At 60.3% G+C, this 25,857-nt stretch carries 22 protein-coding genes; 9 read left to right on the plus strand and 13 right to left on the minus strand.

The genetic code is table 11. The features are described 5' to 3' along the window. The coding region (locus tag R4P64_RS30520; protein WP_317823946.1) for a universal stress protein at window positions 1–863 on the minus strand (863 nt) is incomplete at its 3' end. A gap of 243 nt (window positions 864–1,106) precedes the next feature. Here R4P64_RS30520 and R4P64_RS30525 point away from each other — a divergent pair. The 5 genes from R4P64_RS30525 (at window position 1,107) to R4P64_RS30545 (ending at window position 6,183) form a co-directional block, all read left to right on the plus strand. Next, entirely contained in the window at window positions 1,107–2,078 is a 972-nt protein-coding gene (locus R4P64_RS30525) for an Acg family FMN-binding oxidoreductase (RefSeq protein ID WP_317823947.1), read from the plus strand. Window positions 2,079–2,152: 74 nt separating this feature from the next. Beyond that, the gene (locus R4P64_RS30530; RefSeq protein ID WP_045067635.1) at window positions 2,153–2,800 is read left to right on the plus strand and encodes a response regulator transcription factor; all 648 of its coding nucleotides are present in this window, start codon (window positions 2,153–2,155) and stop codon (window positions 2,798–2,800) included. Then, complete coding sequence (locus tag R4P64_RS30535) at window positions 2,797–4,488, plus strand: GAF domain-containing sensor histidine kinase (RefSeq protein WP_317823948.1); 1,692 nt, start codon at window positions 2,797–2,799, stop codon at window positions 4,486–4,488. Before R4P64_RS30530 ends, R4P64_RS30535 begins: the two co-directional genes overlap by 4 nt. Before the next feature lie 2 nt (window positions 4,489–4,490). Next, window positions 4,491–5,030 carry a flavodoxin domain-containing protein gene (locus tag R4P64_RS30540; RefSeq protein WP_317823949.1) on the plus strand — a complete coding sequence of 180 codons (540 nt, stop codon included), beginning with the start codon at window positions 4,491–4,493 and terminating at the stop codon, window positions 5,028–5,030. Between the two features lie 133 nt (window positions 5,031–5,163). Then, the gene (locus R4P64_RS30545) at window positions 5,164–6,183 is read left to right on the plus strand and encodes an Acg family FMN-binding oxidoreductase (protein ID WP_317823950.1); all 1,020 of its coding nucleotides are present in this window, start codon (window positions 5,164–5,166) and stop codon (window positions 6,181–6,183) included. Here R4P64_RS30545 and R4P64_RS30550 read toward each other — a convergent pair whose 3' ends face one another. Beyond that, a complete protein-coding gene (locus tag R4P64_RS30550; protein ID WP_317823951.1) occupies window positions 6,184–7,662 on the minus strand; it encodes an AAA family ATPase in 1,479 nt (492 codons plus the stop codon). Between the two features lie 160 nt (window positions 7,663–7,822). Between R4P64_RS30550 and R4P64_RS30555 the strand changes: the two genes are divergently transcribed. Beyond that, window positions 7,823–10,165 carry a heavy metal translocating P-type ATPase gene (locus tag R4P64_RS30555; RefSeq protein WP_317823952.1) on the plus strand — a complete coding sequence of 781 codons (2,343 nt, stop codon included), beginning with the start codon at window positions 7,823–7,825 and terminating at the stop codon, window positions 10,163–10,165. Window positions 10,166–10,189: 24 nt separating this feature from the next. On the opposite strand, the gene R4P64_RS30560 is transcribed toward R4P64_RS30555, so the two are convergent. Beyond that, the gene (locus R4P64_RS30560) at window positions 10,190–10,816 is read right to left on the minus strand and encodes a hypothetical protein (protein ID WP_317823954.1); all 627 of its coding nucleotides are present in this window, start codon (window positions 10,814–10,816) and stop codon (window positions 10,190–10,192) included. Between the two features lie 40 nt (window positions 10,817–10,856). Continuing rightward, window positions 10,857–11,717 (minus strand): slipin family protein, encoded by an 861-nt coding sequence (locus R4P64_RS30565; protein ID WP_317823955.1) that lies wholly within the window; start codon window positions 11,715–11,717, stop codon window positions 10,857–10,859. 281 nt (window positions 11,718–11,998) lie between these two features. Here R4P64_RS30565 and R4P64_RS30570 point away from each other — a divergent pair, with 281 nt between their 5' ends. Next, entirely contained in the window at window positions 11,999–14,737 is a 2,739-nt protein-coding gene (locus R4P64_RS30570; protein WP_317823956.1) for a cation-transporting P-type ATPase, read from the plus strand. 6 nt (window positions 14,738–14,743) lie between these two features. On the opposite strand, the gene R4P64_RS30575 is transcribed toward R4P64_RS30570, so the two are convergent. From R4P64_RS30575 to R4P64_RS30610, 8 genes are all read right to left on the minus strand, one after another. Then, a complete protein-coding gene (locus R4P64_RS30575) occupies window positions 14,744–16,147 on the minus strand; it encodes a wax ester/triacylglycerol synthase family O-acyltransferase (protein ID WP_317823957.1) in 1,404 nt (467 codons plus the stop codon). Window positions 16,148–16,182: 35 nt separating this feature from the next. Then, entirely contained in the window at window positions 16,183–16,461 is a 279-nt protein-coding gene (locus R4P64_RS30580; RefSeq protein WP_317823958.1) for a DUF1876 domain-containing protein, read from the minus strand. 143 nt (window positions 16,462–16,604) lie between these two features. Then, window positions 16,605–17,159 (minus strand): hydrogenase maturation protease, encoded by a 555-nt coding sequence (locus R4P64_RS30585; protein ID WP_051730687.1) that lies wholly within the window; start codon window positions 17,157–17,159, stop codon window positions 16,605–16,607. Continuing rightward, window positions 17,156–18,460 carry a Ni/Fe hydrogenase subunit alpha gene (locus R4P64_RS30590; RefSeq protein WP_317823960.1) on the minus strand — a complete coding sequence of 435 codons (1,305 nt, stop codon included), beginning with the start codon at window positions 18,458–18,460 and terminating at the stop codon, window positions 17,156–17,158. The genes R4P64_RS30585 and R4P64_RS30590 overlap by 4 nt, the downstream gene beginning before the upstream one ends. Next, window positions 18,450–19,217, minus strand: coding sequence for an oxidoreductase (locus R4P64_RS30595; RefSeq protein WP_317823961.1), 768 nt, complete (start codon window positions 19,215–19,217; stop codon window positions 18,450–18,452). The genes R4P64_RS30590 and R4P64_RS30595 overlap by 11 nt, the downstream gene beginning before the upstream one ends. Next, window positions 19,217–20,089 (minus strand): FAD/NAD(P)-binding protein, encoded by an 873-nt coding sequence (locus tag R4P64_RS30600; protein WP_317824062.1) that lies wholly within the window; start codon window positions 20,087–20,089, stop codon window positions 19,217–19,219. Before R4P64_RS30600 ends, R4P64_RS30595 begins: the two co-directional genes overlap by 1 nt. Further along, window positions 20,067–20,531 (minus strand): Crp/Fnr family transcriptional regulator, encoded by a 465-nt coding sequence (locus R4P64_RS30605; RefSeq protein WP_045067647.1) that lies wholly within the window; start codon window positions 20,529–20,531, stop codon window positions 20,067–20,069. The genes R4P64_RS30600 and R4P64_RS30605 overlap by 23 nt, the downstream gene beginning before the upstream one ends. Then, window positions 20,531–21,685 carry a 4Fe-4S dicluster domain-containing protein gene (locus tag R4P64_RS30610; RefSeq protein WP_317823962.1) on the minus strand — a complete coding sequence of 385 codons (1,155 nt, stop codon included), beginning with the start codon at window positions 21,683–21,685 and terminating at the stop codon, window positions 20,531–20,533. Before R4P64_RS30610 ends, R4P64_RS30605 begins: the two co-directional genes overlap by 1 nt. A 172-nt stretch (window positions 21,686–21,857) precedes the next feature. Here R4P64_RS30610 and R4P64_RS30615 point away from each other — a divergent pair, with 172 nt between their 5' ends. Then, the gene (locus R4P64_RS30615) at window positions 21,858–22,358 is read left to right on the plus strand and encodes a GNAT family N-acetyltransferase (RefSeq protein WP_317823963.1); all 501 of its coding nucleotides are present in this window, start codon (window positions 21,858–21,860) and stop codon (window positions 22,356–22,358) included. After that, the gene (locus tag R4P64_RS30620; RefSeq protein WP_317823964.1) at window positions 22,345–23,310 is read left to right on the plus strand and encodes a 1-phosphofructokinase family hexose kinase; all 966 of its coding nucleotides are present in this window, start codon (window positions 22,345–22,347) and stop codon (window positions 23,308–23,310) included. The genes R4P64_RS30615 and R4P64_RS30620 overlap by 14 nt, the downstream gene beginning before the upstream one ends. Before the next feature lie 68 nt (window positions 23,311–23,378). On the opposite strand, the gene ppsA is transcribed toward R4P64_RS30620, so the two are convergent. Further along, window positions 23,379–25,703 carry a phosphoenolpyruvate synthase gene (gene ppsA / locus R4P64_RS30625; RefSeq protein WP_317823966.1) on the minus strand — a complete coding sequence of 775 codons (2,325 nt, stop codon included), beginning with the start codon at window positions 25,701–25,703 and terminating at the stop codon, window positions 23,379–23,381. Window positions 25,704–25,857 lie beyond the last annotated feature (154 nt).

Below are 25,857 nucleotides of genomic sequence, written 5' to 3' on the forward strand. Positions count from 1 at the left end.
AGTGGACACTGTGCCTCGTGTAGAACTTCTCGGCAGGTGCTTCCGAGGAGCATTCCACTGAATCCGCCGCGCCCACGTCGACCGAGAACGATCAATTGTGCGCGTCCGGAATGGTCGATCAGATTCTTGCCTGGCTTGTCCTTGACCACAATGGTTGTCACACGTACGTCCGGGTATCGGTCACCGTGTCCGGCGAGGCTTTCCGCCGTGAGCGCCTGTTCGGTGTTCTGCCGTGCCTCCCAATCGACATCCCGGAACTTCGAGAAAACAACGTCGAGAGCCATATCCGACCAGGCGTGCACCGCGACGAGGTCGACCCCTCGCAGTGAAGCTTCCTCGAAAGCTGCAGCGATCGCGGGTTCACTGTGCACACTTCCGTCGACGCCGACGACGACAGGGCGTTTGTCGATGTCGGTGTTCTCTCCGAGACTACGGATTACGACAACGGGGCACAGCGCGTGCACTGCAAGCGAAGTGCTTACCGATCCCATCAGGCCGCCGGTGTATTCGCCGTGTCCTCGAGATCCGAGCACTATCATTCGGGCGGTCTTGGATGTTTGCCGGAGAACAGGGATGGGCGGATCGGTAGCGTAATCGACTTCGATGTCGAGTCCGCGTTTTCCGATCGCGGCCCTGGCTAGTTCAGTTGCTTCAGTCAAGCGTTTTTTGGCTGAAGCTTCCTGTTCGTCGAAGTAGACGGTGGGCATGCCGATCGGAGCGCCGTAGGTCGTGGGTGTGAACATCGTCGTTACCAGGAGAAGTGGCGCGTCGCGGAGAACCGCGTCATATGCGCCCCACCACACCGCGTCTCGTGATTGCGCCGATCCGTCGTATCCGACAACTACAGGGGGGTTGATTCTCACGGCTGATCTCCTTCGACTCGAGGCAAGAACGACGGGACTGTTATTGAATCGTCGGCTAGCGGCAGTCCTGACAGCAGAGGAGAAAGTCATTTCCGGTGTCATTCCCTTCTACGCGTTATCTGGTTTCCGATATCTGTGAGGCGGTGACAATCGGCACTTCTGTAGATGCCTCGGTGCTGCGACGCTTCTACTGACAGCAGTATCCGGAACCTTTGTTCGGTTGACACTGGAGGAGAAGGGGAAATGGACATCACCAGACCCGATTCGAGCGTCGTGCAGCTAGCCGTCGAGTTGGCATGTCGGGCACCCTCTTTGCACAACAGCCAGCCGTGGCGATGGGAGCACTCTGGTGGTGAGCTGAAGCTCTTCGGTGACCGCACCAGGCTACTTCCGGCAGCTGATCCCACCGGTCGCCAATTGCACATCAGTTGCGGTGCCGCACTGCACCACCTGAGTGTGGGTTTGCTTGGCTTGCGGTGGACTACCGAGATTCGATACGAACGCCGCGCCATATCCCCGGACTTGCTTGCCACGATCGGCTTCCGGCGTGATGCGCGTCCGCGCTCGCATGACTTCGACATGCTGACGGCGATTCGCCGTCGTCGGACTGATCGCCGGGCTTTCGGTACCTTTGAGGGAATCGACGCTCTGGTCGTGAGCGCCGTCGACCAGGCGCAGGAGTTGAACGTCAGCGTTATCGCCTTGGGTGAAGCTCAGAGGGAAGGTCTTGTGGAGGCAACGCGGTCGACGGCGGCTGCTCGACGTTACGACGTGGAATATCAAACCGAGCTGCATTGGTGGGCTGGGCATTCCATGACATCAGGAGGGATCCCGGAGACGTCCCTGGTGGCAGGTTCAGGTGGGGTTCCGATCGGCCGAACCTTTCCCGTGCGGCAGAATGCGCCGACCGATTCGGCAGGATTTGCTGACGAGTCGACAGTGCTCGCGCTCGGTACGCCATCGGACAGTCGCATGGACTGGTTGCGCTGTGGCCACGCCCTGTCCGCGATTCTGCTCGATGCCACGGTGCGAGGGGCAGCGACGTGTCCGTTGTCGCATGTGACCGAGGTGCCGAGAAGTCGTTCGATCATTCAACGGATCGTGCCCGAAATCGGAACACCGCAGATGCTCGTGCGTGTCGGCCGGGCCCCGACTGGCACCCGCCCACAACCGACGCCGCGCCGGCCCGTGACCGACGTCCTCTCGAGTTACTGATTCGTTCACTCTGCGATGGGTAGCCGGGGAGTGTGGGTAATCGCACTTATCCACGCGGGAGAACGGACGTATCGATGATCGACGTGTTTTTGGTCGACGACCACGAAGTTGTACGTCGTGGTCTTGCGGAGTTGCTCGATGACGATCCGGATCTGCGGGTCGTCGGCGAAGCGTCGAGCTACGCGCATGCGCTGGCGCGGATCCCGGCTCTTGTGCCCGATGTTGCTGTCCTCGACGTCCGGTTGCCGGACGGTAACGGGATCGAACTGTGCCGGGAACTGCTGTCGAAATTGCCTGCACTTCGTTGCTTGATACTCACCTCGTTCGAAGACGATCAGGCGATGCTGGACGCGATCCTGGCCGGAGCCAGTGGGTACGTCGTCAAAGACATCAAGGGGCTGGATCTGACCCGTGCCGTCCATGACGTCGGATCGGGAAAGTCGCTGCTCGACAACCGTGCCGCCGCGGCGCTGATGGCGAAGCTTCGGACCGATGCGGCGGAGAAGAACGGCCCCTTCGAAGAACTGACCGATCAGGAGCGCGTGTTACTGGGACTACTGGGCGAGGGTCTGACGAACAGGCAGATTGCTGCGAGGATGTTCCTGGCGGAGAAGACGGTGAAGAACTATGTCTCGCGTTTGTTGAGCAAACTGGGTGTCGAACGCCGCACTCAAGCTGCGATTCTCGCTACGAAAATGCATGAGCATCTGCCACCGCAATGACCAACGACGAGCTGGATCACGAAAGACTGTTCGGACATCCTCAAAACGAATGTGATGCCCGATCAGACGAACTCATTCGCGTCGACGGGTTTCTGGAAGCGTTGCTTGCAGTCTCGGCAGGACTTGATCTGGACGTAACGCTACGTACCATCGTCAAATCCGCAATTTCCTTGGTCGATGCGAAGTACGGTGCGCTCGGTGTCCTGGGTGAAGATCACGAGTTGAAGCAATTAGTGTTCGAGGGAATCGACGAGGCGACTCGCGCGCAGATTGGGGACCTCCCGCTTGGCCGTGGTGTGCTCGGCGTGCTGATCTCGGACCCGAAACCCTTGCGCTTGGATGATTTGTCCCACCACGAGGCGTCAGTCGGCTTCCCCGAGTGCCACCCCCCGATGCACAGTTTTCTCGGTGTACCCATCCAGACCAGAGGGGTGGTGTTCGGCAATCTCTATCTCACGGAGAAGACGAACGGGCAGTCCTTCACCGAGCACGATGAGATGATCGTCAAGATCCTCGCGTCGGCAGCCGGGATCGCGATCGAAAACTCACAGCTCTACGCACAGGCAAACATCAAGCAACAGTGGCAATATGCGACAGGTGAGGTTGTCACGGCCTTGCTTGCAGGTGCCGATCCAGTCGCGGTTCTTCAGCTCATCACCGACAGATCTCTTTCACTCACACAATCGGATTGCGCGTTCCTGGCAGTGCCACCTGACCCGGAACTGACGTCCGCTGAACCTGTCGAATTGGTCATCACGGTTGCGAGCGGCCCTGGCTCCGACATACTCGTCGGCCACGGCATTCCGTTGGACTGCTCCACGTCAGGGCAGGCCTACCGGCTGAAGAAGCCGATCAGCACGAACTCGCTGGCGTTCGATCCGGGGTTCGACGACGAACACGATTACGGTCCGGCGATCGTTCTCCCACTACGCGATGGACAACAGGTCACAGGAGTACTGGCAGTGTTGAAACTCCGGGAGTCCCAAGCTTACCGACCGGACGAAGTGGAGAAGATGTCGGCATTTGCCGATCAAGGAGCGGTCGCGCTTCGGCTGGCCCACAATCAACGTCGGTTACGTGAGCTCGACGTACTCGCCGACCGTGATCGGATCGCGCGCGATCTCCATGATCACGTCATTCAACGCGTATTCGCCGTCGGGTTGTCGATTCAAGGCACCTTGCAACGTGCGCGGACACCGGAGGTTCAGCGCAGGCTCACGGCAACTATTGACGATTTGCAGGACATCATTCAGGACATACGTAGGACTATCTTCGATCTACATGCATTCGGGGATGAAGTCCCCACCCTTCGAGGCCGTCTGCACAGCGTGATCGCCGAGGTTACCGCGGACACCGACTTGAAGGTCTCTTTGCAGGTGAAAGGTCCACTGACCGTAATAAGTCCGAAGGTCGCCGACCATGTCGAAGCCGTACTGCGGGAAGGACTCAGCAATGTGGTCAAGCATGCGCGGGCGTCGTCGGCAACGGTTGCCGTCGAGGTGCTCGATGATCTGACGATGACGATAGCCGACGACGGAGTCGGGATTCCACTGGGAATCCACAGGCGGGGACTACGCAACTTGGCTGAGCGGGCAGCTGAACTCGACGGAACATTCGATGTGCGAACGACTACCCGGTCCGGTACCACCCTGGTGTGGTCCGTTCCACTCCCGGACAGGGGTGAATGACGATGCCCCGAATTCTGATCGAGTACGCGAGCGCCAAAGGATCCACGGAAGGAATCGCCCGAAAGATCGGAGAATGCTGTGAGCAGATGGGAGTAGACACGAAAATTGTTTCGGTGGAACAAGATTCAGATTTCGATGGATTCGACGCTGCAATATTGGGCAGCGCAGTACACGATCGGGACTGGTTGCCCTCGGCTCGCACGGCGGTGGATCGACTGCTCGCCGGCAAACAGGTGCCACCGGTGTGGGCGTTCTCGGTGTCCACTTGGGGCGAGACATCGACTCTTCTTGCTCACCGACTCACGCGGCGCATCCGCGCGACGGCTCGGGAGCCGAATACCGTCGCGCGACTCAGGTCAGGATCTGACCTACGCGACCATCGACAGTTTGCCGGCGTAGTCAGACGCGGCGATTGGCCACTGTTCGGACGATGCGTGTTCGCCCTCATGGGCGGCAAGTACGGTGACGCGCGAGATTGGTCCGACATCGAACACTGGGCCGAGGGAATCGTCGCGAACCTTCGAAACGAACTCGAGGACTGACCCTGAAACTACGGAGTCATGTGACGATCACGATGACCAACGGCCGTAGCGAGAACGATGCTGATCGGTGCACGATCGAAAGATGCCCGCGGTGCGCACTGCCGTGGGAAATTCCAGACGAGAGTGATCGAACATGGTGCACTACGCAAGCGCGGATGCCGAAACGATCTCGAGTGCCGTTTCATACGCGTGTCTGGCCCCATCCGTCCACAACATTCAACCGTGGTCCTGGCGACTGCGGCGCGGTGAACTCAGCCTGTACGTCGATCGTCGCCGCTCGATCCCAATCGAGGACCCTAGCGGTAGGCAATTGTTCATCAGCTGTGGCGCAGCGCTCCATCACCTGCGAGTTGCTCTGGAACACAATCTCCTCGAACCGATCGTTGCGACACTCCCTGACCACACCGACCCGGATCTGTTGGCCTCGATCACGTTCCGGGGTCGAGCGGAACCGATAGGTTCCAGCGCAGCCCTGTTCTCGACCTTGGAGCGTCGACGGACCGACAGACGCCCCTTCGATCCACCTCGGGCTGGGGCGTTGACCGGTTTGGCAGTGAACGCGCGCGAATTCGAGGCGTCGATGACGGTCATCGTGCGCCGCTACGGCGCGATGCTCGACAAGGCGTCCAGGATCGCCGCGCAGGAGCACCGCAGTGATACCGCCTATTGGAACGAACTCGAGGCGTGGACTACTCCGGATGGTGCCGAGTCCGGCGTTCCTCTTGGTGCATTGCCCGATGCGCTCTCCTCACACGAGGACGTATCCGCCCGAGCATTCCCTTCCGGGCACCTGAAGATCCAACGCGGTGCACGCGATAATGCTGCGTTGGTTCTGCTCAGTACTGCATCGGATACGCCGAAAGACTGGTTGAACGCGGGACAGGCATTGTCGTCGGTATTGCTACACGCAACTGCCTCGCATCTCGCCACCTGTCCACTGACACACCTCACGGAGGTGGAGGCAAGTCGGGAGATCGTGCGCGACGTCGCATGTAGGTCGGGCGAGACATTCCAGAATCCGCAGATCATGATCCGGATCGGATTATCATCGCATTCCGCGGATACAGCATCGGGGCAAGTGCAGTTGGGAGCTACAGAACCCGTTGTCTCGGGTAGGCGCACGGTCGAGGAGGTCCTGACCGTCGTACCGTGATTACGCACCGTCGACGGGTGAATGCCCTGATGAATTCCACACATTCACCGCGGCTTCGATGCTGACGTCGATGTCGATGTTGGTGTCGATCGAAACGGATTCAGGCCACGGATCCTGTCCGGCTTCGATAGCGGCCGCCGTTGTGGCGGTGGCGTCGGACAGCGATTCCGTGCGCATCGCAATTCGTTGTACAGCAACAAGTAACGGCGTACTGCAGCAGATTTCTATCAACGCCGACGACGTGGACAAACACAATCCCTGAGCGTTGTGTCGATACCTGGAATCTGACCATGTCGCATCCAGGATGACGGACTGTCCCATCGTCAGCTGCCGGTGCGCCCGTGCCAACATCTCGGCATAGACCGTGTCCAGAGCTGCGGGGGAGTAGAGACCTTGCCGGTACTCGCCGGCCGCGCCGGTGAGTGTGCCATCCTCCATCAGTTCGCGACGCAGTCGGTCACTCGAAATGACAACAGCGCCGGTATGTTCGGCGAGACCGACCGACAGTGTTGATTTACCCGAACCTGGGAGTCCGCCGACCAGGCACAACCGCACCTCGGCACGCCGAAGGTGAGAACAGGCAAGAGCGAGGTGGCGTTCGAGTCGCGCGATGCTGCCCGTTCCACCTTGCCTCATACGCAGTGCATCGACTTTCGCGCGGACAGTCGCACGATATGCGATGTAATGGTCGATCAGCGCCCGCGGTGGAAGATCCTGCGACAGCGCGACTATCGTGGTGAGAAACTCGTCCGCTAGATCCTCTCGCCCGAGGAATTCCAGGTCCATAGCGAGGAAACTTGCATCGTCTATCGTGTCGACGAATCTGAGTTGGTCGTCGAAGTCGAGGCAATCGAGGATTCGAGGACCGTCAGGAAGGACGAATATGTCGTCGGACAGCAGGTCGCCGTGTCCGTCAACGATATGTCCGTCGGCAATTCTCCTGTCGAACAGCACTGTTCGGCCCAACAAGAACGTCTCGGCCATTGTGCTGATCTCATCGACGCTGCCGACGGGAACGGTGCCGACACATAATTCTCGTAGTTCGGCAATGTTCGATTTCCACCGGGCGCCGACACTCTCCGCTGTCGCTTGCTCGTCTATCCACGCGCCTCGGATAGCTCGGCGGTGGAAATCGGCTATCAGGGAAGCGATACTGTGCACTTCGCCCGCGGCGTCCTGACCTGAGGTGATCACCGATGACAGTCGCCGGTCCTCAGGCATCCGGGCCATCACCAGTATCGGCTCTCTCGTTGCGTCGAGCGGATCGTTGAGCTGTGTTACGCCCAGATACACGTCCGGGCTCATCCTGCGGTTGAGTTCGAGTTCGCGGAGCAGCGCCGTCTGTCGTTGCGTAGGTGTTCCGAAATCCAGGTAGGCGGTCGATAGCGCTTTTTTGATCTTGTACGCGCGCTCACGGACAAGAAGGACCACACCTGTAGTCGTCTCGTGTACATCGATGTACGAGTCCCGCGTATCCACCTGAATTTGCTCCTCGAATTGCCGAGACAGTGTCGGTTCGCTACCCCTCTTGCCTTCAAGTGTGTTCGGAAGCCGGGGCGGTTGTCACGGGGTCTTGCGGTGATCGAACCAGGCATTACGGCACTACCGGATATTCGATCGGCCAAGCCACGCTGGAAACATGCCGGTGATTCGAGACCTGCTCGCGCGTTTGCTGTCCAACGCAGAGACGGTCCTATTGGTCGTAACGGTCACGACGTTGACTGCTGGCGCTCTCGCCTGGGTATTCGACAGTCGTCCGTCAGCGGAGGCATTGTGGGCAACGGGGGCGATCGTGGCCGTGATCCCCGCAGCATGGTGGGTCATCGACGCGCTACGCCGAGGTCGAGTGGGCGTGGACGTCATCGCCGTCCTTTCCCTCCTCGGAACCCTGTGGATCGACGAATATCTCGCCGGCGCGTTGATCGCCGTCATGTTGGCGACCGGTCGCACGCTCGACGCCGCAGCCAACCGCAGAGCGACGCGGGATCTGCGTTCTCTTCGCGACCACGTACCGGGCACTGCGCAACGCGAGCATGACGGACAACTCGAGACAGTGAAACTCGACGAGATCGGTCCCGGAGATCTGATATTGGTCGGGCCTGGCAGCGTGGTGCCCACCGACGGTTGGATTGTCGGCGAGCCGGCACTGCTGGACGAATCTGCACTGACCGGCGAGGCCAACGTCGTGGAAAGACCTGTGAGCGACGCCGTGCGGAGCGGTGCGGTCAATGCCGGTGGGGCCTGCCGCATCGAGGCAAGTCGCGATGCGCAATCGAGCACCTACGCAGGAATCGTTCGGTTGGCGCAGGACGCGGCAGCCGAGAGCGCACCGGTTGTGCGACTGGCCGATCGGGTAGCGGGTTGGTTTCTTCCGGCCACGTTGATCATATCCGGTTCCGCGTGGGCCATCAGTGATTCCTTCCCTCGGGCTGTCGCCGTGCTGGTTGTCGCAACGCCGTGCCCGTTGTTGTTGGCCGCTCCCGTGGCCATTGTCTCCGGACTTTCGCGCGCTTCGCGCATCGGCGTGATCGTCAGGTCGGGTGGAGCGCTCGAGAAGCTCGGAAGCGCCCACACCCTCGTTATCGACAAGACAGGTACTCTGACCAGCGGACGGCCGACACAATCAGATGTTGTATGTGGTGATAGCTACGACAGTGCGACGCTCCTTCGATTGGCGGCATCTGCCGATCAGGTATCGTCACACATTCTGGCGGAAGCGATCGTTCGCAGTGCCCGCAAACGTGGATTATCGCTGAGCACACCAGAAATGGTGACTGAGCGACCCGGCTATGGTGTTGTTGCGACGGTCGACGGCCGAATCGTCACAGTGGGGAGAATTGACGGGACTGTCGATCGTCCCGAGTGGGTTGCCGCAGTGGAGAATCGTGCGCGTCTGGACGGCGCCGTGATTGCCTGGGTGAGTGTCGACGGCACTCTCAGTGGCGCAATTCTCCTGCTCGACCCGATACGGACGGACGCGCCGTGGACGATACGACGACTGCGCTCAGCCGGGATACGCAAGATTGTCATGCTGACGGGTGACCGACCAGAACCCGCAGTCGAGGTCGGATCTGCATTGGGGCTCGATTGCGTTCATGCAGAACAAGAACCGGACGACAAAGTCGCACGTGTCCGCGAAGAATCGGCCCAGGCAGTGACGCTGATGGTCGGTGACGGAATCAACGACGCACCGGCCTTGGCGGCAGCATCGGTCGGAATCGCGATGGGCGCGCGCGGGGCGACAGCGTCGTCGGAGGCGGCCGACGTGGTTCTGACAACCGATCGACTCTCCCGCGTTGCCGACGCCATGGACATTGCCCGTCGATCCCGCCGAATCGCGTTACAGAGCGCGATACTCGGAACAACGCTGTCGCTTGTCGCGATGATCTTTGCTGCCTTCGGATTCCTGATTCCCGCAGTCGGTGCCTTGTTGCAGGAGTTGATCGATGTTGCCGTGATACTCAACGCGTTACGTGCACTGAACGGCGGGAGATCGACGGTTCCGGTGCTCGATCCGAGGTTGTTGACGATGCTCCGAGGATTTTCCTCGGATCATCGAGAGATGCGAGATGGACTGGAAGTAATCCGTGTCACCGCAGAGGCGGTGGTGAGTGGAGATCGTACGTCCGCTTTGCGTCGACTGCACGAAACCGACAGCTTTCTCCAAGACGTGATTCTTCCCCACGAGCGTTCCGAGGGCGCGAATCTCTACCCGATGCTGGAGCGTTCGATTGGTGGCGCGGATTCGATCGCGACAATGGCCGGTGCGCACGCCGAAATCGAGCGGCTCAGTCGAAGGTTGGGCTATCACGTCAGAACCGCCGACCTCAATGGTGCGGTGAAAGCGGATCAGGTACAGGACCTCCTTGCCTGCCTGTACGGGCTGTATGCCGTACTGAGGCTGCACTTCCGCCAAGAGGAACAAAGCTATTTCGTTCTTGCCGACGAGCCGGAAACGGAGGATGAGGATGCGCGTGGTTGATTTCGTTGCGGAGGTTTTCAGTTTTCACGCCTGCTGCTGAAATTTGTTCTTCCACTCCATGTCCCACATCCGATCGTTGTGCCAACCGATCATTGTTCGTGCTGCGGAAATCATCATGCACATCGCGAAAACGGTCGCACCATACAACACGATCGCAGCGGCCACTCCGTCTACGGCCGCAATCGACGTTTCTGGTGGTGGTGGAACCTGGTTGCCGTTGCCGTTCGTCCAGACCTTGATCGTGTCACCGGCATGCGCACCGAAGTGTGCAATCACCGGTTCGGTGCGGGAGTTTCCGTTCATCGTCCACGTCACGACTTTCCTCGCGGCACCGGCAACTGTTGTCTCCGAACCTATCGGGGTTGCTGGAATCTCGGGAGTCGATGGAACCGATGGAGAGGTGTTTGCGACTGTTCCGTTCCACTGTCGGTAGGTGTTGTACTGCTGTTCGATTCGGGCTCGGCCGGATGTGTAGACGGAAGTCCCGATTGCCGCCGAGACAGGTATTCCGAGAGCACCGATTGCGCATGCGGCGATAATCAGAGAGGACAGGAGTCGGTCCGAGGGGCGCATCAGCCGGTTCGAGGACCACGGCACCTGATTCCACCAGCGAATGGGCCGAGTGATCGAGCAAATCAGATAGCTGCGCATGGTGTCCGCCTTCCAGAGCGGCATGAGTTGACGGGCTACGTCACGAACGGATGGTGTCGAGGGCGTTGTCGTCGAAGATTGTTTCGTTGACGGTGTTTTCATTCGACCCGCGGCTGGACAGCTCTTCGGCAGAAGTAGTTTCCCGTTGGAGGAACGACCCCAGTTCGCCGATTGCGCTCATCAGCGGCGCGGGGAATACGACGGTGGTGTTCTTCTCGACACCGAGTTCGGCAAGGGTCTGCAAATTACGCAGTTGGAGTGCCAACGGGTGGGCCATCATGGTGTCCGACGCTTCGCCGAGCCCGGCGGCGGCACGCGCTTCACCTTCGGCCGCAATGATCTTCGCTCTCTTCTCCCGCTCGGCCTCAGCTTCGCGAGCCATCGCTCGCTTCATGCTCTCGGGCAGCTGAATGTCCTTGAGCTCTACCAGCGTTACCTCGACACCCCAGTCCAGCGTGGTTGTGTCGAGTATCTGACGAATGCTGGTGTTGATAACCGCTGTCTCCGACAAGACTTCGTCGAGAGAATGTTGACCTACTACGTTGCGAAGAGTGGTTTGGGCGATCTGGTTGATGGCGGAACTGACATTTTCGATAGTGACCACTGATTTCTCGGCATCGATGACGCGGTAGTAGGCAACTGCCGCAATGTCGACGCTCACATTGTCACGGGTGATGATTCCCTGCGATTGGATCGGCATCGTGACGATCCGCATGGAGACCTTGGTCATCCGGTCGATCGCGGGAATGATGAGCGTGAGGCCGGGATTGCGCACCGCGATGATCCTTCCGAGCCGGAAGTGAACACCGCGCTCGTACTGGGTGACCACTCGCACTGCCATGGCGAAAAGCAGAAATGCGACGACGATGACGATGATGACGACGACGATCGTTGCGTTCATGGTGATTCCTGATTCTGTGCAGAACGGACTCGAACTGTCCAGTCCTGCTGGAGGACAGGACGTGAGGGACGTGTTCCGTTTACCGTCCAGCCTTGCGCCCATCTGACCGTCGTCTACATGGTCGAATGTCACTAGTTGTATGGCCTGCGACCTCGATTCCGATCTGGCAGGTCGTGAGCCACGATTTGACGACCGATGACCCTGGTATTGCGCTCGTGTACGGAGAAACCTCGAACCGAGTAACTGTTCGCGGAATTTCGTTCCGTGTGGGAGGTGTGTGTGTGTCCGAAACGGTCATCGATTCGGAATCGGATGCGGTGAATCCGCGTGAATCCGTCGAACGGATGTTTCGCGATCTGAGGTCAGGTCGGCAGGGCCTCTCGTCCAGGGAGGCTGAGCGTCGAGCTATTGTCCACGGACCGAACGAACTCCAGCGTCGGCGCGGGCGTGAGTGGCCAGGTCAGGTGCTTCGGCAGTTGACTCATCCGCTCGCGCTGCTTCTGTGGATGGCTGCGGCGCTCGCGGTTGTCAGTGGCGCTACCCCGTTAGGCGTGGCAATCGTCTTCGTGATTCTGGTCAATGCGGTCTTCGCGTTCGTCCAGGAATTACACGCCGAGCAAGCGGTGGAGGCGCTCTCTGCATTCCTTCCTTCTCAGGCGACAGTGTTGCGGGACCGGGTCGAGACAGTCGTTGACGCGCGGGCCCTCGTTCCGGGCGATGTCGTCGTTCTCGACGAGGGGGGGCGGGTATCGGCAGATGCACGGTTGGTGTCCGGTTCCGTCCAGGTCGATCTGTCGGCACTGACCGGAGAGTCCGTTCCCGTCTCCATTTCCGCTGATTCAGGTGGCGGCACAGGTCCTCTTGTGGCGGCTCGGGACATCGCTTTCAGTGGGACGGACGTGTTGGGCGGCAAGGCAATCGGATTGGTCTTTGCCACCGGCATGAAGACGGAGATCGGACGAATCGCGGCTCTGTCGGAACGGGTAGGGCGGGACGAAAGCCCGCTCGAGAAGCAAGTGAAGAAGGTGGCGTGGCTGATTGCCTGCGTGGCCGTCGTGATGGGTGCGGCGTTCATACCGCTCGGGAGTCTGATTGCGGGACTGTCCTGGGGGGATTCGGTGAACTTTGCAATCGGGCTCCTTGTGGCCAACGTTCCGGAAGGACTTCTGCCGACCATCACGCTGGCTTTGGCTGTCGGAGTACGCACACTCGCCAGGAAGGGTGCTCTGGTCAAACGGATTTCGGCGGTCGAGACGCTCGGTTCCACGAGCGTGATCTGCACCGACAAGACCGGGACACTGACTGTCAACCGTATGCGCACGATCAAGATATGGACACCGGGCGAAGTTCTCACTTTCGACGGAAATAATCAACCTCAGCCTGACGAATCCCTGTCGCGCCGGATGGCACACGCCGTCACATCCTGTTGCTCTGCCGAACTACGCGAGGACACTCCGACCGGAGAGAACACGAGCACCGGGGACCCCACGGAGTTGGCGATGTTGCGCGCATCGGCTCTGATCGGCGAGCCTCTATCTCCCACGACGAAAGGCCATGACGCCACCTTCCCGTTCGATCCCGAACTACGCCGGATGTCGACGGTGGATCGAGTCGACGATCGGTTCGAGGTCTATGCGAAGGGCGCGCCGGAGGAAATCCTGTCCCTGTGCACGCACATCGCAGAACCCGAACGGGCGCAGCGCAACATTACGGCTGAAGATCGTTCCGACCTTGCTGCGCTGGTGCATGATTGGGCAGGTGAGGGCCTGAGACTGATCGCGGTGGCAGAACGCTCGGTCAGCGTTGCCGGCGGAGAACTATTCGATCGTGGCGAGGCCGAACGAGAGATGACGTTGCTCGGCATCGCCGCGATGATCGATCCGCCACGGCCCGAAGTCAAGAACGCTGTGGCGAAATGCCATTCGGCCGGAATTCGCATCATCGTGGTGACGGGCGATCACGGCCTGACCGCCCGCGGAATTGCCGAAAGTGTGGGGATCGGGCAAAGGGGTTTGCAGGTGGTGACCGGAGCTGAACTCGAAGATATGTCGGAGAAGGACCTCGACGCGCTCCTCTACACCGAAAACGAGATTATCTTCGCCCGCAGTTCGCCCGAGGAGAAGCTGCGGATTACGGACGCTCTACGCGCCGGTGGATATGTGGTCGCGATGACCGGCGACGGCGTCAACGACGCTCCGGCACTGCGAAGGTCGGATATCGGGGTCGCAATGGGCAGATCCGGCACCGATGTCGCCCGGGAAGCAGCGACGATGGTGCTCACCGACGACAATTTCGCCACCATCGTCGAAGCCGTCCAAGCGGGGCGCAGGGTCTACGACAACGTCCGGAAATTCATCGTCTACATTTTTGCGCACGCCACACCGGAAGTGGTGCCCTTTCTCGTCTACGCGCTGTCCGGAGGACAGATTCCGCTTCCTCTGACAGTGATGCAAATACTGGCGATCGACTTGGGTACCGAGACGTTGCCGGCGTTGGCATTGGGCCGCGAACAAGAAGAACCCGGACTGATGGACAGGGCGCCGCGAAAAGCCTCGCAAAATGTCGTGGACAAAGCGATGCTGATTCGGTCGTGGGGATTGCTCGGTGGGGTCTCGGCAGCGGCAGTCATGGGCCTGTTCATGGCAACTCTCCTATCTGGAGGGTGGACTTTCGGGGCGGACGTGTCGACTGGCTCGCTCGAGCACACCTGGAAGCTGGCCACGACAATGAGTTTTCTCGGGATCGTGTCCTGTCAGATCGGCACGGCGATGGCATCGCGCACCGAGCATGCGTCTCTGCAGCAGATCGGACTGTTCTCGAATAGGTTGTTGCTGTGGGGAATTGCGTTCGAAGTGGCATTCGCTGCCATTGTGGTTACGGTACCTCCATTGCAGCGAGTATTCGGAACGGTGACGCCAGAGTGGTACCAGGTTCTGTGGCTACTGCCGTTGCCGATCCTGGTGTGGGGGTGTGACGAGATATGGAGGTGGACGCGGCGGCGCCGATCCGGGCAGGCGTAGCCGAAGCTACGGTCCACTCTCGGTTGTGTCGTCGGGTTCTCGTACGCTCGACTCCTGGGCGCTCACGAGGATTCTCAGTTCACTCTCCAAAAATGTTGGTAAAAGATCGATTTCGGGGACTGAATCGTAGTCGGCTGTGATGCCGAACGCGAATTGGCCGCTGTAGCTCAGTAGTGCGAATCCGAGCCGCAAGCGCACGGCAATCGGCACGAAAGGGTAGATGCTGACTATCTCTCGACCCATCAGTCGGCATTTCCTTGTAGGTCCAGGGACGTCGGTGACAACGGTGACGATGCTTTGCTGAGGAACCCGCGCCGCAAGTCGCACGAACCATGCAGACGATACGAACGGGACATACTGGGCGAGCGTCGTGACGAAGTGACCACTGCGAGATTCCCCTCCTCGCTTGTACCGTGAGAGTCTCTCGTGAATGACCTGAAGTCGGTCGACAGGATCGGGTACGTCCACGGGTAGAAACGGGAGAAGAAGAGAAACCTCGTTGTGCGGCGATACATCGCCGTCGGGTGTCCGAACCGACACCGGCACGAGGCAACGCACTGAGTGCCCGTCGGGGTCCTCGTTGCGGTGCAGAAGAAGTGAACGAAGGGCACCAGTCACACAAGCCAGTGCCACGTCGTTGACGGTTACGTCGAACGTCGAACAAATTGCCTTCACGTCCTGCATCCGAACGTTGGCCGTGGCGTATCTCCGCTGACTACCGATCGGCCCGATCAGCGTCGTTCGGCGGCTCGGGGTCAGCACATCGCCGAGAAGGTGTGCAAAACCCGCGGCTCTCCGCAGTAGCTGGCGAGACACACGGACAGGTGCGCCCAGCGCGGCGGTCGAAACACCGATGAACGTGCTGTACAGGGACGCCGATTTCTCCGATGCGGTACCGCTCGTGCTCGTGGTGTTGTCACCAACCGGTTCGGATTCCGGCGGCGAGTCGAACAGTACGTCGAACAAGCGAGCGCCGCTGACCCCGTCCACCAGCGAATGGTGCGCTTTCGTCAGTACTGCCCACCGATCTGCTTCGAGGCCTTCGATCAGCCAGCACTGCCAGAGTGGGCGATCTCGATCCAGCCGCTCGGACATGATCCACGCCACCGTCGCGGCAACGTCTTGCAGTCGCCCGGGCGAGGGCACTGCGATCCTCATAACATGGCGCGCCGGATCGAAGTTCGGATCCGCTGTCCACGTCGGGGCCGCCAGATCGACGGGAACTGTATGGAGACAGTCCGTGCCGTGTGGGATGAATCGTATCCGTGAGCTCAATCGCTCGAGAAACTCGCGATCGGTCGGTACGGGGCCTTCGGCTATCACCAATGCCCCGATGGCGAGACTCGCGTGGGAATCCGAATCCTCGACTTCGAGAAACCCGGCATCGAGTGGAGTTAACTTGTCCGACATTATTTTTCACCTTCCTCCCGCGTGCTCGAATCGGCTCAGGAAGTCAGGTGAATAGGCTCATGCGTGATGCCCACGAGATCCGCTCTGGTGGCTTCGATCAATTGTCGCGACAGGTCGGCAAGAGCGCGCGAAGCTGCGAGTTCGTCACCGATTTCGGGTACGTCGAGGTCGGACGGGTTGCGGCGCGCGAATCCCGCGCCGGCGAAGTGCGTGTCGTCCTGTGAATGCAGTCGCGCGATCGCGCGAGTGCGGTTACCGTTTGCTGATGTGTGCTCGTCGATGGTGATGTCCACCGACCAGTGTTTTTCGTTCATGGATCGACTCCTCTGCATTCACGTGTCGCTGGTCGCACCGATGACACGTGACCGCGACCTCGCGATCGTTTCGCCGTTGTTGCTGCGACTGACACATGTTGTCTCCGTGACGGAATGGTGTGGTTCGCGGTACGGGCACTTTTTCATTGTCCTGGGGTGAACGACCTGTGGAATAGAGGCGAAGTGCCGTATTCGACGGCGAAAGTCCGTGATCTGTTCGACGAAGGGATCTTCGCAGGGTTGACGATCTCTTCGATGATCGCGGATACAACTACGGAGACGGACGCCGCAACGGGGGGTGAAAGTCCGATGCCGAAACCGATGTCTTGTGCCTCGACTGTATAGATCGCCACGCGGCGTGGTTTTCGGTCGAGTGCAGCCCCTAATGCCAGCGCTTCGACGATGCCCAGTCCATGTGAGCTGGTGCAGTGTCCGCAGTGTTCGTTCGGCCATCTCGTGAATCGACGTATCCTTCCCGGTTGCCGTGAACTGTCGACAGCGTGTGTCTGGAGATACGAGTCGACAAATACCGCCAACTCCGAGCCGGACCAGGTATCGATCAGCGTGGAAGCCTCGCCGTTCGTGGCCACTACACGGGCGCCGGCAGGGTGCAGGTGCCGTATCGCTTGCGCTACGGCAAGTCCGACGCCGTCGTCGCGGCGAAAGTCGTTGCCGATCCCGATCACCGTGACGGTCATGCGCGGTCGATCGTCAGATCGAGGAAATGGGTGGCACAGGAGATGCAGGGGTCGTAGTTCCGGATGGTTTTCTCGCACAGCTTTGCCAACTCGGTGTCTGTCAACATCAGATTCGCGGCGAGGGTCTTGCGGAGGTCGTCTTCGATGGCTGCCTGATTTTGTGAGGTGGGCGGAATGATGGTGGCGCGCAGGATCCGGCCTTCTGGATCGAGTTGGTAGCTGTGGTACAGCACGCCCCGCGGTGCTTCGCTGACGCCGTGTCCGGTCGCGGCATGGGGCGAGACGTCGACGTACGGTTGATCCGGTCGTTGGTACTCGCGTATCAGTCGTAACGCCTCGTCTACCGCAAATACGGTTTCTACCGCGCGCACCACAATGCTCTGAAAAGGGTTGCGGCACACTGCTCCCAAGCCTGCTTCGGTGGCCGCTTGACGTGCGGTATCCGATAGTTCGGCGGAGTTGAGACTGTATCGCGCCAACGGCCCCGTGAGATAGGCGTGGCCGTCGAAGTATGCGTGCAGCGCCGTCGAATGAGGAACTTGGCGTTCCTCGACATGATCGCAGAACTCTGACGGCGCGAAAATCGATCCGGATGCGGTTGTCAATGAACCATTTTCGATCGGATACTGGCCAGTGTGTGTAAGTGCGAGCAGATCGTAATCGATCTCGGCATCGGGGAACTCGAAGTGCGACACCCACCGCAGCGTCGCGAGAGCGTCGTCGAGCGCCGTGCGCAATTGTTCGGCGAGAGGCCCGAGTTCGCTGAGCGTCGGCGCTCGATAAAAGCCGCCGAGGCGCACATTGACCGGGTGAATCGATCGACCACCGATCAGGTCGAGTATCGCGTTTCCTGCTTTCTTCAAGGCCAGGCCACGTTCGACGTCTGGACGCGCGATGCGGGCGAGTTCGACGGCATCGCTCACGTTCAGGAAGTCAGGAGCATGGAGCAGGTAGATGTGAAGAGTGTGGCTGGCGATCCACTCGCCGCAATAGAGGAGTCGGCGCAGATCGAGGATCGGTTGGTCGAGGTCGGCATAGCAGGCCTGCTCGATCGCGTTGCATGCGCTGACTTGATAAGCAACAGGACAGATTCCACAAATCCTGGAGGTGATGTCGGGAGGTTCGCGGAAATCGCGGCCACGGAGAAACGACTCGAAGAACCGTGGGGGTTCGTAGATGTTCAACTCAGCGGCCTCGACACGGCCATCTCGGACCGTGAAGGACAGGCGGCCTTCCCCTTCCACACGTGCAAGGGAACCCAGCGTGACCCGGGTGGTATTCCGGGCGCTGTCATTGTCCATCTCGCCTGATCCCGTCGAACTCGGGGGAGGCGACGTTGAAGGTCGAGAAGACGCGCTCGATGCCCTCGTCGGTCATCCCGCAGACGCGCAGCCACCCGGACATGGCAGTCAAGTTCGGATCGGACGACGGACCGAAACATCCGTAGCACCCCCGCGACTGCGCGGGGCACAGCGCGCCGCAGCCGGAATGTGTGACCGGCCCCAGGCACGGTGTGCCGTCGGAGACCATGACGCAGGTAAGACCGCGTCGTTTGCACTCGGCGCAAACACTGGTGTCCGGGATATTGGGCTTGCGTCTGGCCAAATACGACGAGATCACCTCGAGTAGTTGTCGACGATCGATAGGACAGCCCCGCAATTCGAAATCGACCGGCACATGGGCGGCGATCGGTGTGGAGGTGGCGAGAGTATCGATGTATTCGGGGCTCGCATACACAACGGACATGAACTCGGTGATATCCGCAAAGTTCCGCAGGGCCTGTATCCCACCAGAAGTCGCGCAGGCCCCGATCGTCACCAAATATTCGGAGTTGTCCCGGATTCGGTGAATACGTTCGACATCGGCAGCGGTGGTGATCGACCCCTCGACCAGCGAGAGGTCGTAGGGCCCCACTTCCACAGCACTCGACATCTCGAGGAAGTGCGAAATGTGAACGGTCTCGGCCAAAGGGAGCAATTCGTCTTCACAATCGAGCAGCGTCAACTGGCATCCATCGCAGGATGCGAACTTCCAGACCGCCATAGTCGGGGTGCTCATCACAACTCCTTCACTACGAGAAGTGGCTCGGCTACGGAATAGTCGACCACCGGACCGTCACGACAGAGTAGAAGTTCGCCGAGTTGGCAATGCCCACACAGCCCGGCCCCGCACTGCATGTTCCTCTCGAGTGAAACCCGAATATTCTGCGGTGCAATCCCTTTACCGATCATGGTGCGAGCCGACATCCGCATCATCGGCTCAGGCCCGCACAGAAGAACCGTCGTGGATTCGGGTTCGAGAACACCTCTTCCGAGTGACTGCGTGACAAAGCCGACATGCCCGCGCCAGGCAGGATCGGCCACGTCGACGGATAACTCGACGTCCACCACGTTTCCCCTACTCCAGGTATCGAGATCCGCGCTGTACAACAGATCGGATGGTCGGCGAGCGCCGACATGGAGGGCGATACGACGGAATCGACCGCAAGCCAGTGCCTCCAGGACCGCCGAACGTACTGCCGCCAAGCCGACCCCACCGGCGACGACAATCAGATCATCCTTCGCAGACTCCAGATCCCATCCAGCTCCGAAAGGCCCTCGTATGCCGACGACATCACCGACACACGCTTCGTGCAGTGCGCGACTGACCGCCCCGACAGCCCGAACAGTATGGACCACAGTGTGATCGGTACGAGTGGGGTCTCCACTGATCGACAAGGGAATCTCACCCACCGCCCGCGCATAGACCATCATGAACTGTCCGGAACGGAACCCGGGGAACTCATGCTCGGGTGCGGCCAGGGTCAGGGTCGAAGTATCGCTGTTCTCGTCGTGGTGAGAAATGACTCGGCAGGCGGTTGGCACGAGTGCATCGCGTCGGGGAGCCATGCCCCGCTCGCTCGACGGCTTACCGAACATGCTCGCGTGCATAGACATCGAGCAAGCGTGCGCGCGTCGCCTGCATTCGGTGGAGGAGTGTGTCCGCGAGGATCGAGTACACTGCCCGTCCGAGCGCAGGATCGCTTTCGGCGACCGCTTGCAGCATCGTGGCATCGATCTCGACTGCTGTCACGGGTGTGAGCGCAGTCGCTGTCCACTGCCATTGTCGAGGCGGGCTGAACCAAGAAACGCCTAACACTTCGCCGACGGACAGCGTTTCGACAGTTTCGTCGCCGCGCCCGGGAATCTTTGTGGTGAGGGCAATTCGGCCTGACTGAAGTAACCAGCACCTGTCAGCGTGGCCGCTCTCGTGAAACAGTACGGCACCTTCCGCGAACTGCACTTCGTGAGAGATAGTAGCGAGCCGGCGCTGTTGGTCATCGGCAAGGTCCTCGAATCCTTTCGGGCAGGCGTTGCCTGGGGGTTCGCTCATCAGAGACCACCGGTATCGCTGTCGGGTTCCACATTCAAGGCACCAGTCAGGCGAGCCGCTTCTGCCGTGATGTCGATTCCCACGGGACACCAGTCGATGCATCGACCGCAACCGACGCAGCCGGACGAACCGAATTGGTCGTGCCAGGTGCCGAGTTTATGAGAAATCCACTGGCGATAACGGCTTTCGCCGCTGGTCCGTACTATGCCGCCGTGCAGTTGTGAATAGTCCAGGTCGAAACACGACGACCAGTGCTGCCAACGTTCTACATGGTCACCTGTGAGGTCGGAGACGTCCTCGGAGGTGGTGCAAAAGCATGTCGGACAGACCATTGTGCAGTTTCCGCACGTCAAGCACCGCGAGGCGACGTCCTCCCAGACATCGGCGTCCCGAGCGTCGCGGAGCATGCCGCGAAGGTTGATGTCGGGCATTTCGCGGCCCATGTGGTGTGCCGCGTCGGCGACAGCTCGTGCGGCCTCGGTAGTTTCCCGGTCAGTGGCTTGTCTGCTTCGGACGAGTGCGAGTATCCGTGCTCCTTCTTCGGTGCCGACCCGTGTAATGAATCGGTGGCCGTCGTCGTCGATTCTTTCGGTCAGAGACAAGTCGTACCCGCTTCTGGCTTCGGGGCCGGTATTCATCGACGCACAGAAACAGACCCCGCCGGGTTCGGTGCAGTTGGCGGCGATGATGAACAGATTCTCGACAGGACCGGTACTCGAACGTCCGCCGGCGGCCAGGACCGTCTCGAGTATTCCGATCGCTGCAAGGTCACACGCGCGTACGCCGAGAAAGGCATATTTCACCGGCGTGGTCGCCGGCGCGTGGAACATACCGTCCTGGGATTGGCTCCACAGTTGTTGACGCGCTGGATGAAGATACTGTTTCCACGATTGCGGCCCGGCAGAGTGACCGAAGACGGCGGCATCTGCCCGCCGACGCAGTCGATATCGACCAGGACCGGTCTCTACACCCCAGCCCGCCGGCAATTGGTCACCGGATACGAGCGTATCGAGAACGATGGCGCTGTCGCGGATCGTGGGGCCGATGACGCGGTAACCCTCGGCGGACAATACTGTGATCAGGTCGTCGAGCCCGCGTCGGTCTATGACGACGTGATCGCGAGTGACGTCGGTCGGTGATCTGGTGCCGGTCATGGGTCCTCCTTGCTGGCGACATCCGTATTTCTCCACAATCCAGTGTTCGCGGGGTGACTGTCGGCGGGTAGTGGGCGAAGGACGGTATTCGATGACAAAAGTCTCTGCCCTCTACAGGCAATGCCACGGTTCAATCGGGAGGTATCCCTCCAGCCGAATCAGGTGATGAGCGATGGCCGCGACGGGCAGCGGAATCGACACGACAACAGTTCGGTGCCTCGGCGCAGATGACGCCGGTGCGGTGCAGCGATTACATGCGCGTCTCGACCAGCACGATTCGTACATGCGATGGTTCGGGCCGCAGCCGAAACAGCTCACCGCCTTTTCCGATCAGTTGTGCGAGTGCAACAAGCGGCGATGCGCCATCGGGGCGTTCATCGGCGACGAATTGGTTGGGGTCGGCAACTTCGTCATGTTGGACGGGGTTTCACCGACCACGGTGGAGTTCGCCCTCGTAGTCGCGCAGGATGAGCGGCTGCACGGAATCGGTACCTCACTCTTGGATGGACTCGAAGATGAGGCATACCGACACGGTGCGCGGCGCATGGTGGCCGAGGTGATGGGGGAGAACGCACCCATGCTTCAAGTCATCCGGGAACGAGGCTGGGCACATTCACTCCGTCGTGACGGATCCACACTTCATCTAGAGGTGAAACTGCATGTCGCAGAATAGCTCGCGTGTCGTGACGGTGACGATGAATCCGGCGCTCGATATCTCCACCAGCGCACCTGCAGTGCATGCCACGGATAAGATGCGCTGCGCAGCCCCTCGCCGCGACCCCGGGGGAGGTGGACTGAATGTGGCTCGAGTTCTGCATGCGCTCGGGGAGGACGCGACAGCGCTCCTTCCCTCGGGCGGGCACTGTGGGCAGGCGGTTCAGGATCTACTGACTGGTGAGCAGGTGCGGTTCTCTGCGGTGCCGATCACCGGTTCTACCCGCGAGAGCTTTACCGTCGACGACCTGTCGACGGGATTCCAGTACCGTTTCGTGCTGCCCGGCCCGACAGTTGCCTATGCAGAGGTGGAGTCGTGCCTCGAGCGTGTGCGCGACTTCGCAACCGATTCCCGCTTTGTCGTCGTGAGCGGAAGCCTGCCTCCAGGGGTAGACGCCGATTTCTGTCAGCGTCTTTCCGATCTGCTGGCCGACACACCGACCCTGCTGGTCGTAGACACCTCCGGCGTCGCGTTGCGGGCCTTGCAGCGGGGCGTCTACCTCGTCAAGCCGAGTGTTCGAGAGCTCCGTGATTGGGTTGATCTGCCTCTCGAGTCTCGGGCGGAACAAGCAGCGGCGGCGAGAAGCATTGTTGAACAGGGATTGTCCGAGGTGGTGGTTGTCTCGCTGGGGGCGGAGGGAGCTCTGGTGATTACGGCTGATGTATCCGAGTATGTTCCCTCGGTGGATGTGGCGTCGATCAGTGGAGTCGGTGCAGGTGACAGCATGGTTGCGGGCATCGTGTATTCGCTCGTGCATGATCGTTCGCTGATCGAAGCCGTGCAGTTCGGTGTTGCGGCGGGTGCAGCGATGCTGCAGACGCCAGGAACTGCGCCGTGCAGACCTGCGGATGTCGAGCGGTATTACACGCGGATATGTGAACTGTCAGGTCTAAGAGTATTTCCGTCCTGATCGGGGGCATTGCACCCTGCCGGCGGCACAGCCGTTCAACCACTACCCACCGGCTGAACTTCTTATGCTTACGGACGATTCTTGTCGGCCGGGATTTCGTGGGCACGAGCCTGACCGAGAAGTATTCGACGCTCGGCCACCGCAATTGCTCGACGAGTCGCATCGGCTGCATCCGGAGTCACAGAGACAGACGTGATCCCTTGTCTCACTAGATGTTCCGCCAAAGCATGATCGGTGGACACAGCTTGGCCACAGAGGGAGGTCGTCAAACCTGCGGCGGTGGCCCGCTCGATGATCGTGTCGATGGTCTCGAGTACTGCAGGATCCATGGTATCGAAGAGGTCCTTGCAGATTTCCGAATCCCGGTCTACGCCCAGCACCAATTGTGTGAGGTCATTGGTGCCGATGGATATTCCGTCGATGCCCATTGCTGCGTAACGCGGTATCCAATACGCCACCGAGGGTATCTCGGCCATGACCCATCGCAGCATACGACGATCCGCCCCGAGAGGATGCGCGTCCAACTGCGCGAGGCATTTGGACAGTTCCCACCCAGTTCGAACAAACGGAATCATGAGATGAACGTTCGGGTGGCGCTTACGGGTTTCGGTGATGACATCGAGATCGAGTGCAAACAATTCGGGTTCACGGATGTAGCGGAAACATCCGCGGTAGCCGATCATCGGATTGTCTTCGTGCGGTTCGACCTCGCCACCTTCGAGGTTCGCAAATTCGTTGGTACGGAGATCGATGGCGCGATAGATAACGGGACGTGCACCGAATGCGGCTGCGATCCGCGAGAGAGCCGAAGACATTGCGGTTACGTACTTCTCGTGTAGGCCACGCGCAATCATCGTGCGGGGATGCAGTCCTTCGAGGGCGTCCATGATCAGAAACTCTGCCCGGAGCAGGCCGACACCGTCGACATCTGTGGCGGCTACTCGCTCCGCAGCCTCCGGTGTTGCCAGGTTGACGTAGACGGATGTTGCCGTTGTCGGTCCGCGGTGCGGCACGGCGGAAGGTGCGATCTGGGTTGTGGGTGCGCTCGTCGTTGCGGCCGCTGCAGTATCTCCCGCGCGGACCGTTCCCGCGGTTCCGTCGACAGTGATCAACATTCCGTCGGTAAGATCTGATGTCGCCGTGCGTGTTCCGACGACGACCGGCCGACCGAGTTCGCGGCCGACAATGGCGGCGTGGCACGTGATGCCCCCGCCATCGGTGACAATTGCGGCAGCGCGCCGGAGAACAGGCAGCCAGTCCGGTCGGGTCATCGGTGCCACAAGAATTTCGCCGTCGAGGAGATTGCGACCGTCGGCCACCGAACGCAGGACCCGTGCCCGGCCGGTGGCTGTGCCCGGTCCGGCTCCCAGTCCGTGGGCCAGGATCTGTGCGCTCGACATATCTGCCTGTGTGTCAGGTCGTTTCGATTCTGTACGCTGCCCCAGCGTGGTGATCGGGCGTGTTTGGACCAGCCACAGTTGCTGCCCGCTGTAGGCGAATTCGAGGTCCTGCGGTCGCTGATAGTGATCTTCCACGGCTGCCGCAAGAACCGCGAGCCGGTGGATCTGATCTTCGGTGAGGATCTGTTGTTCACGTTGCAGCAGAGGAATTTCCGACGATCGTTCAGTCCCCTCCGATAGCGCAATCGCGAAGGATTGCGAGCCGATATGCACATCGAGCACGGAAAAGTCCGGTTTCGACACCACATACGTATCTGGTTCCACCTGCCCGCCCACGACTACTTCGCCCAGGCCGGTAGCAGCTTCGATCACGATGCGATCTCTCGCGCCGGTGCGTGGATCGGCGGTGAACACGACGCCGGACTGTTCAGCATCGACCATGCGTTGGACAACAACTGCCAACGACGGCTCTTCGGTTACCCCTTGGAGACTGCGGTACGTCAATGCTCGATCCGACCACAGAGATGCCCAACACTTTCGGACCGCGTGGATCAGATTCCTGTCGCCGGACACGTTCGTGAAGCTATCGTGAATACCGGCGTACGACGTGTCGGCCGCGTCTTCGGCCGGCGCTGACGAACGGACGGCGACGCGTGTCGTCGAAGGGCCGAGGACACGATAAGCGTCGATAATCTCCGCGCGCATCGCATCGGGGAGGACTGCCGAGCAGATCGCGTCTTTGGTGCTGTCAACGTGTGGCAGAGGCCCCGTTTTCAGCAGTTCTCGAAACCCGGAAGCTTCCATTGCGTCGAGATAACCTGCAGTGTTGATTACAAATGCCGGGGGAACCGGGAATTTCGACCGCATCAGTTCGCCGAGGTTGGCGGCCTTGCCGCCGATAGTGGGAGCATCGCCGGGGCCGACCGCATCGATCGGTACAACCCACCTGTGTGTGGCGACTGGATGCGTGGCGGCTGAACGGCTCGTCTTCATGGGCTCTCCCGATCGGAGGGGGGCCGCTCACCTGATCGCGGCCGACAGTGTTCAGCGAACTCTGGTGCGTGTCGGGTCGACAGAGGCGGAAGTCACTGCACTCGATGTCGATTACCAGTACACGCGCGGTGCCCAGGACCCTTCCGCTCGAAAT

Origin of the sequence: Rhodococcus sp. IEGM 1366 (genome assembly GCF_033142425.1) — a bacterium.
Classification (GTDB): Bacteria; Actinomycetota; Actinomycetes; order Mycobacteriales; family Mycobacteriaceae; genus Rhodococcus_F; species Rhodococcus_F globerula.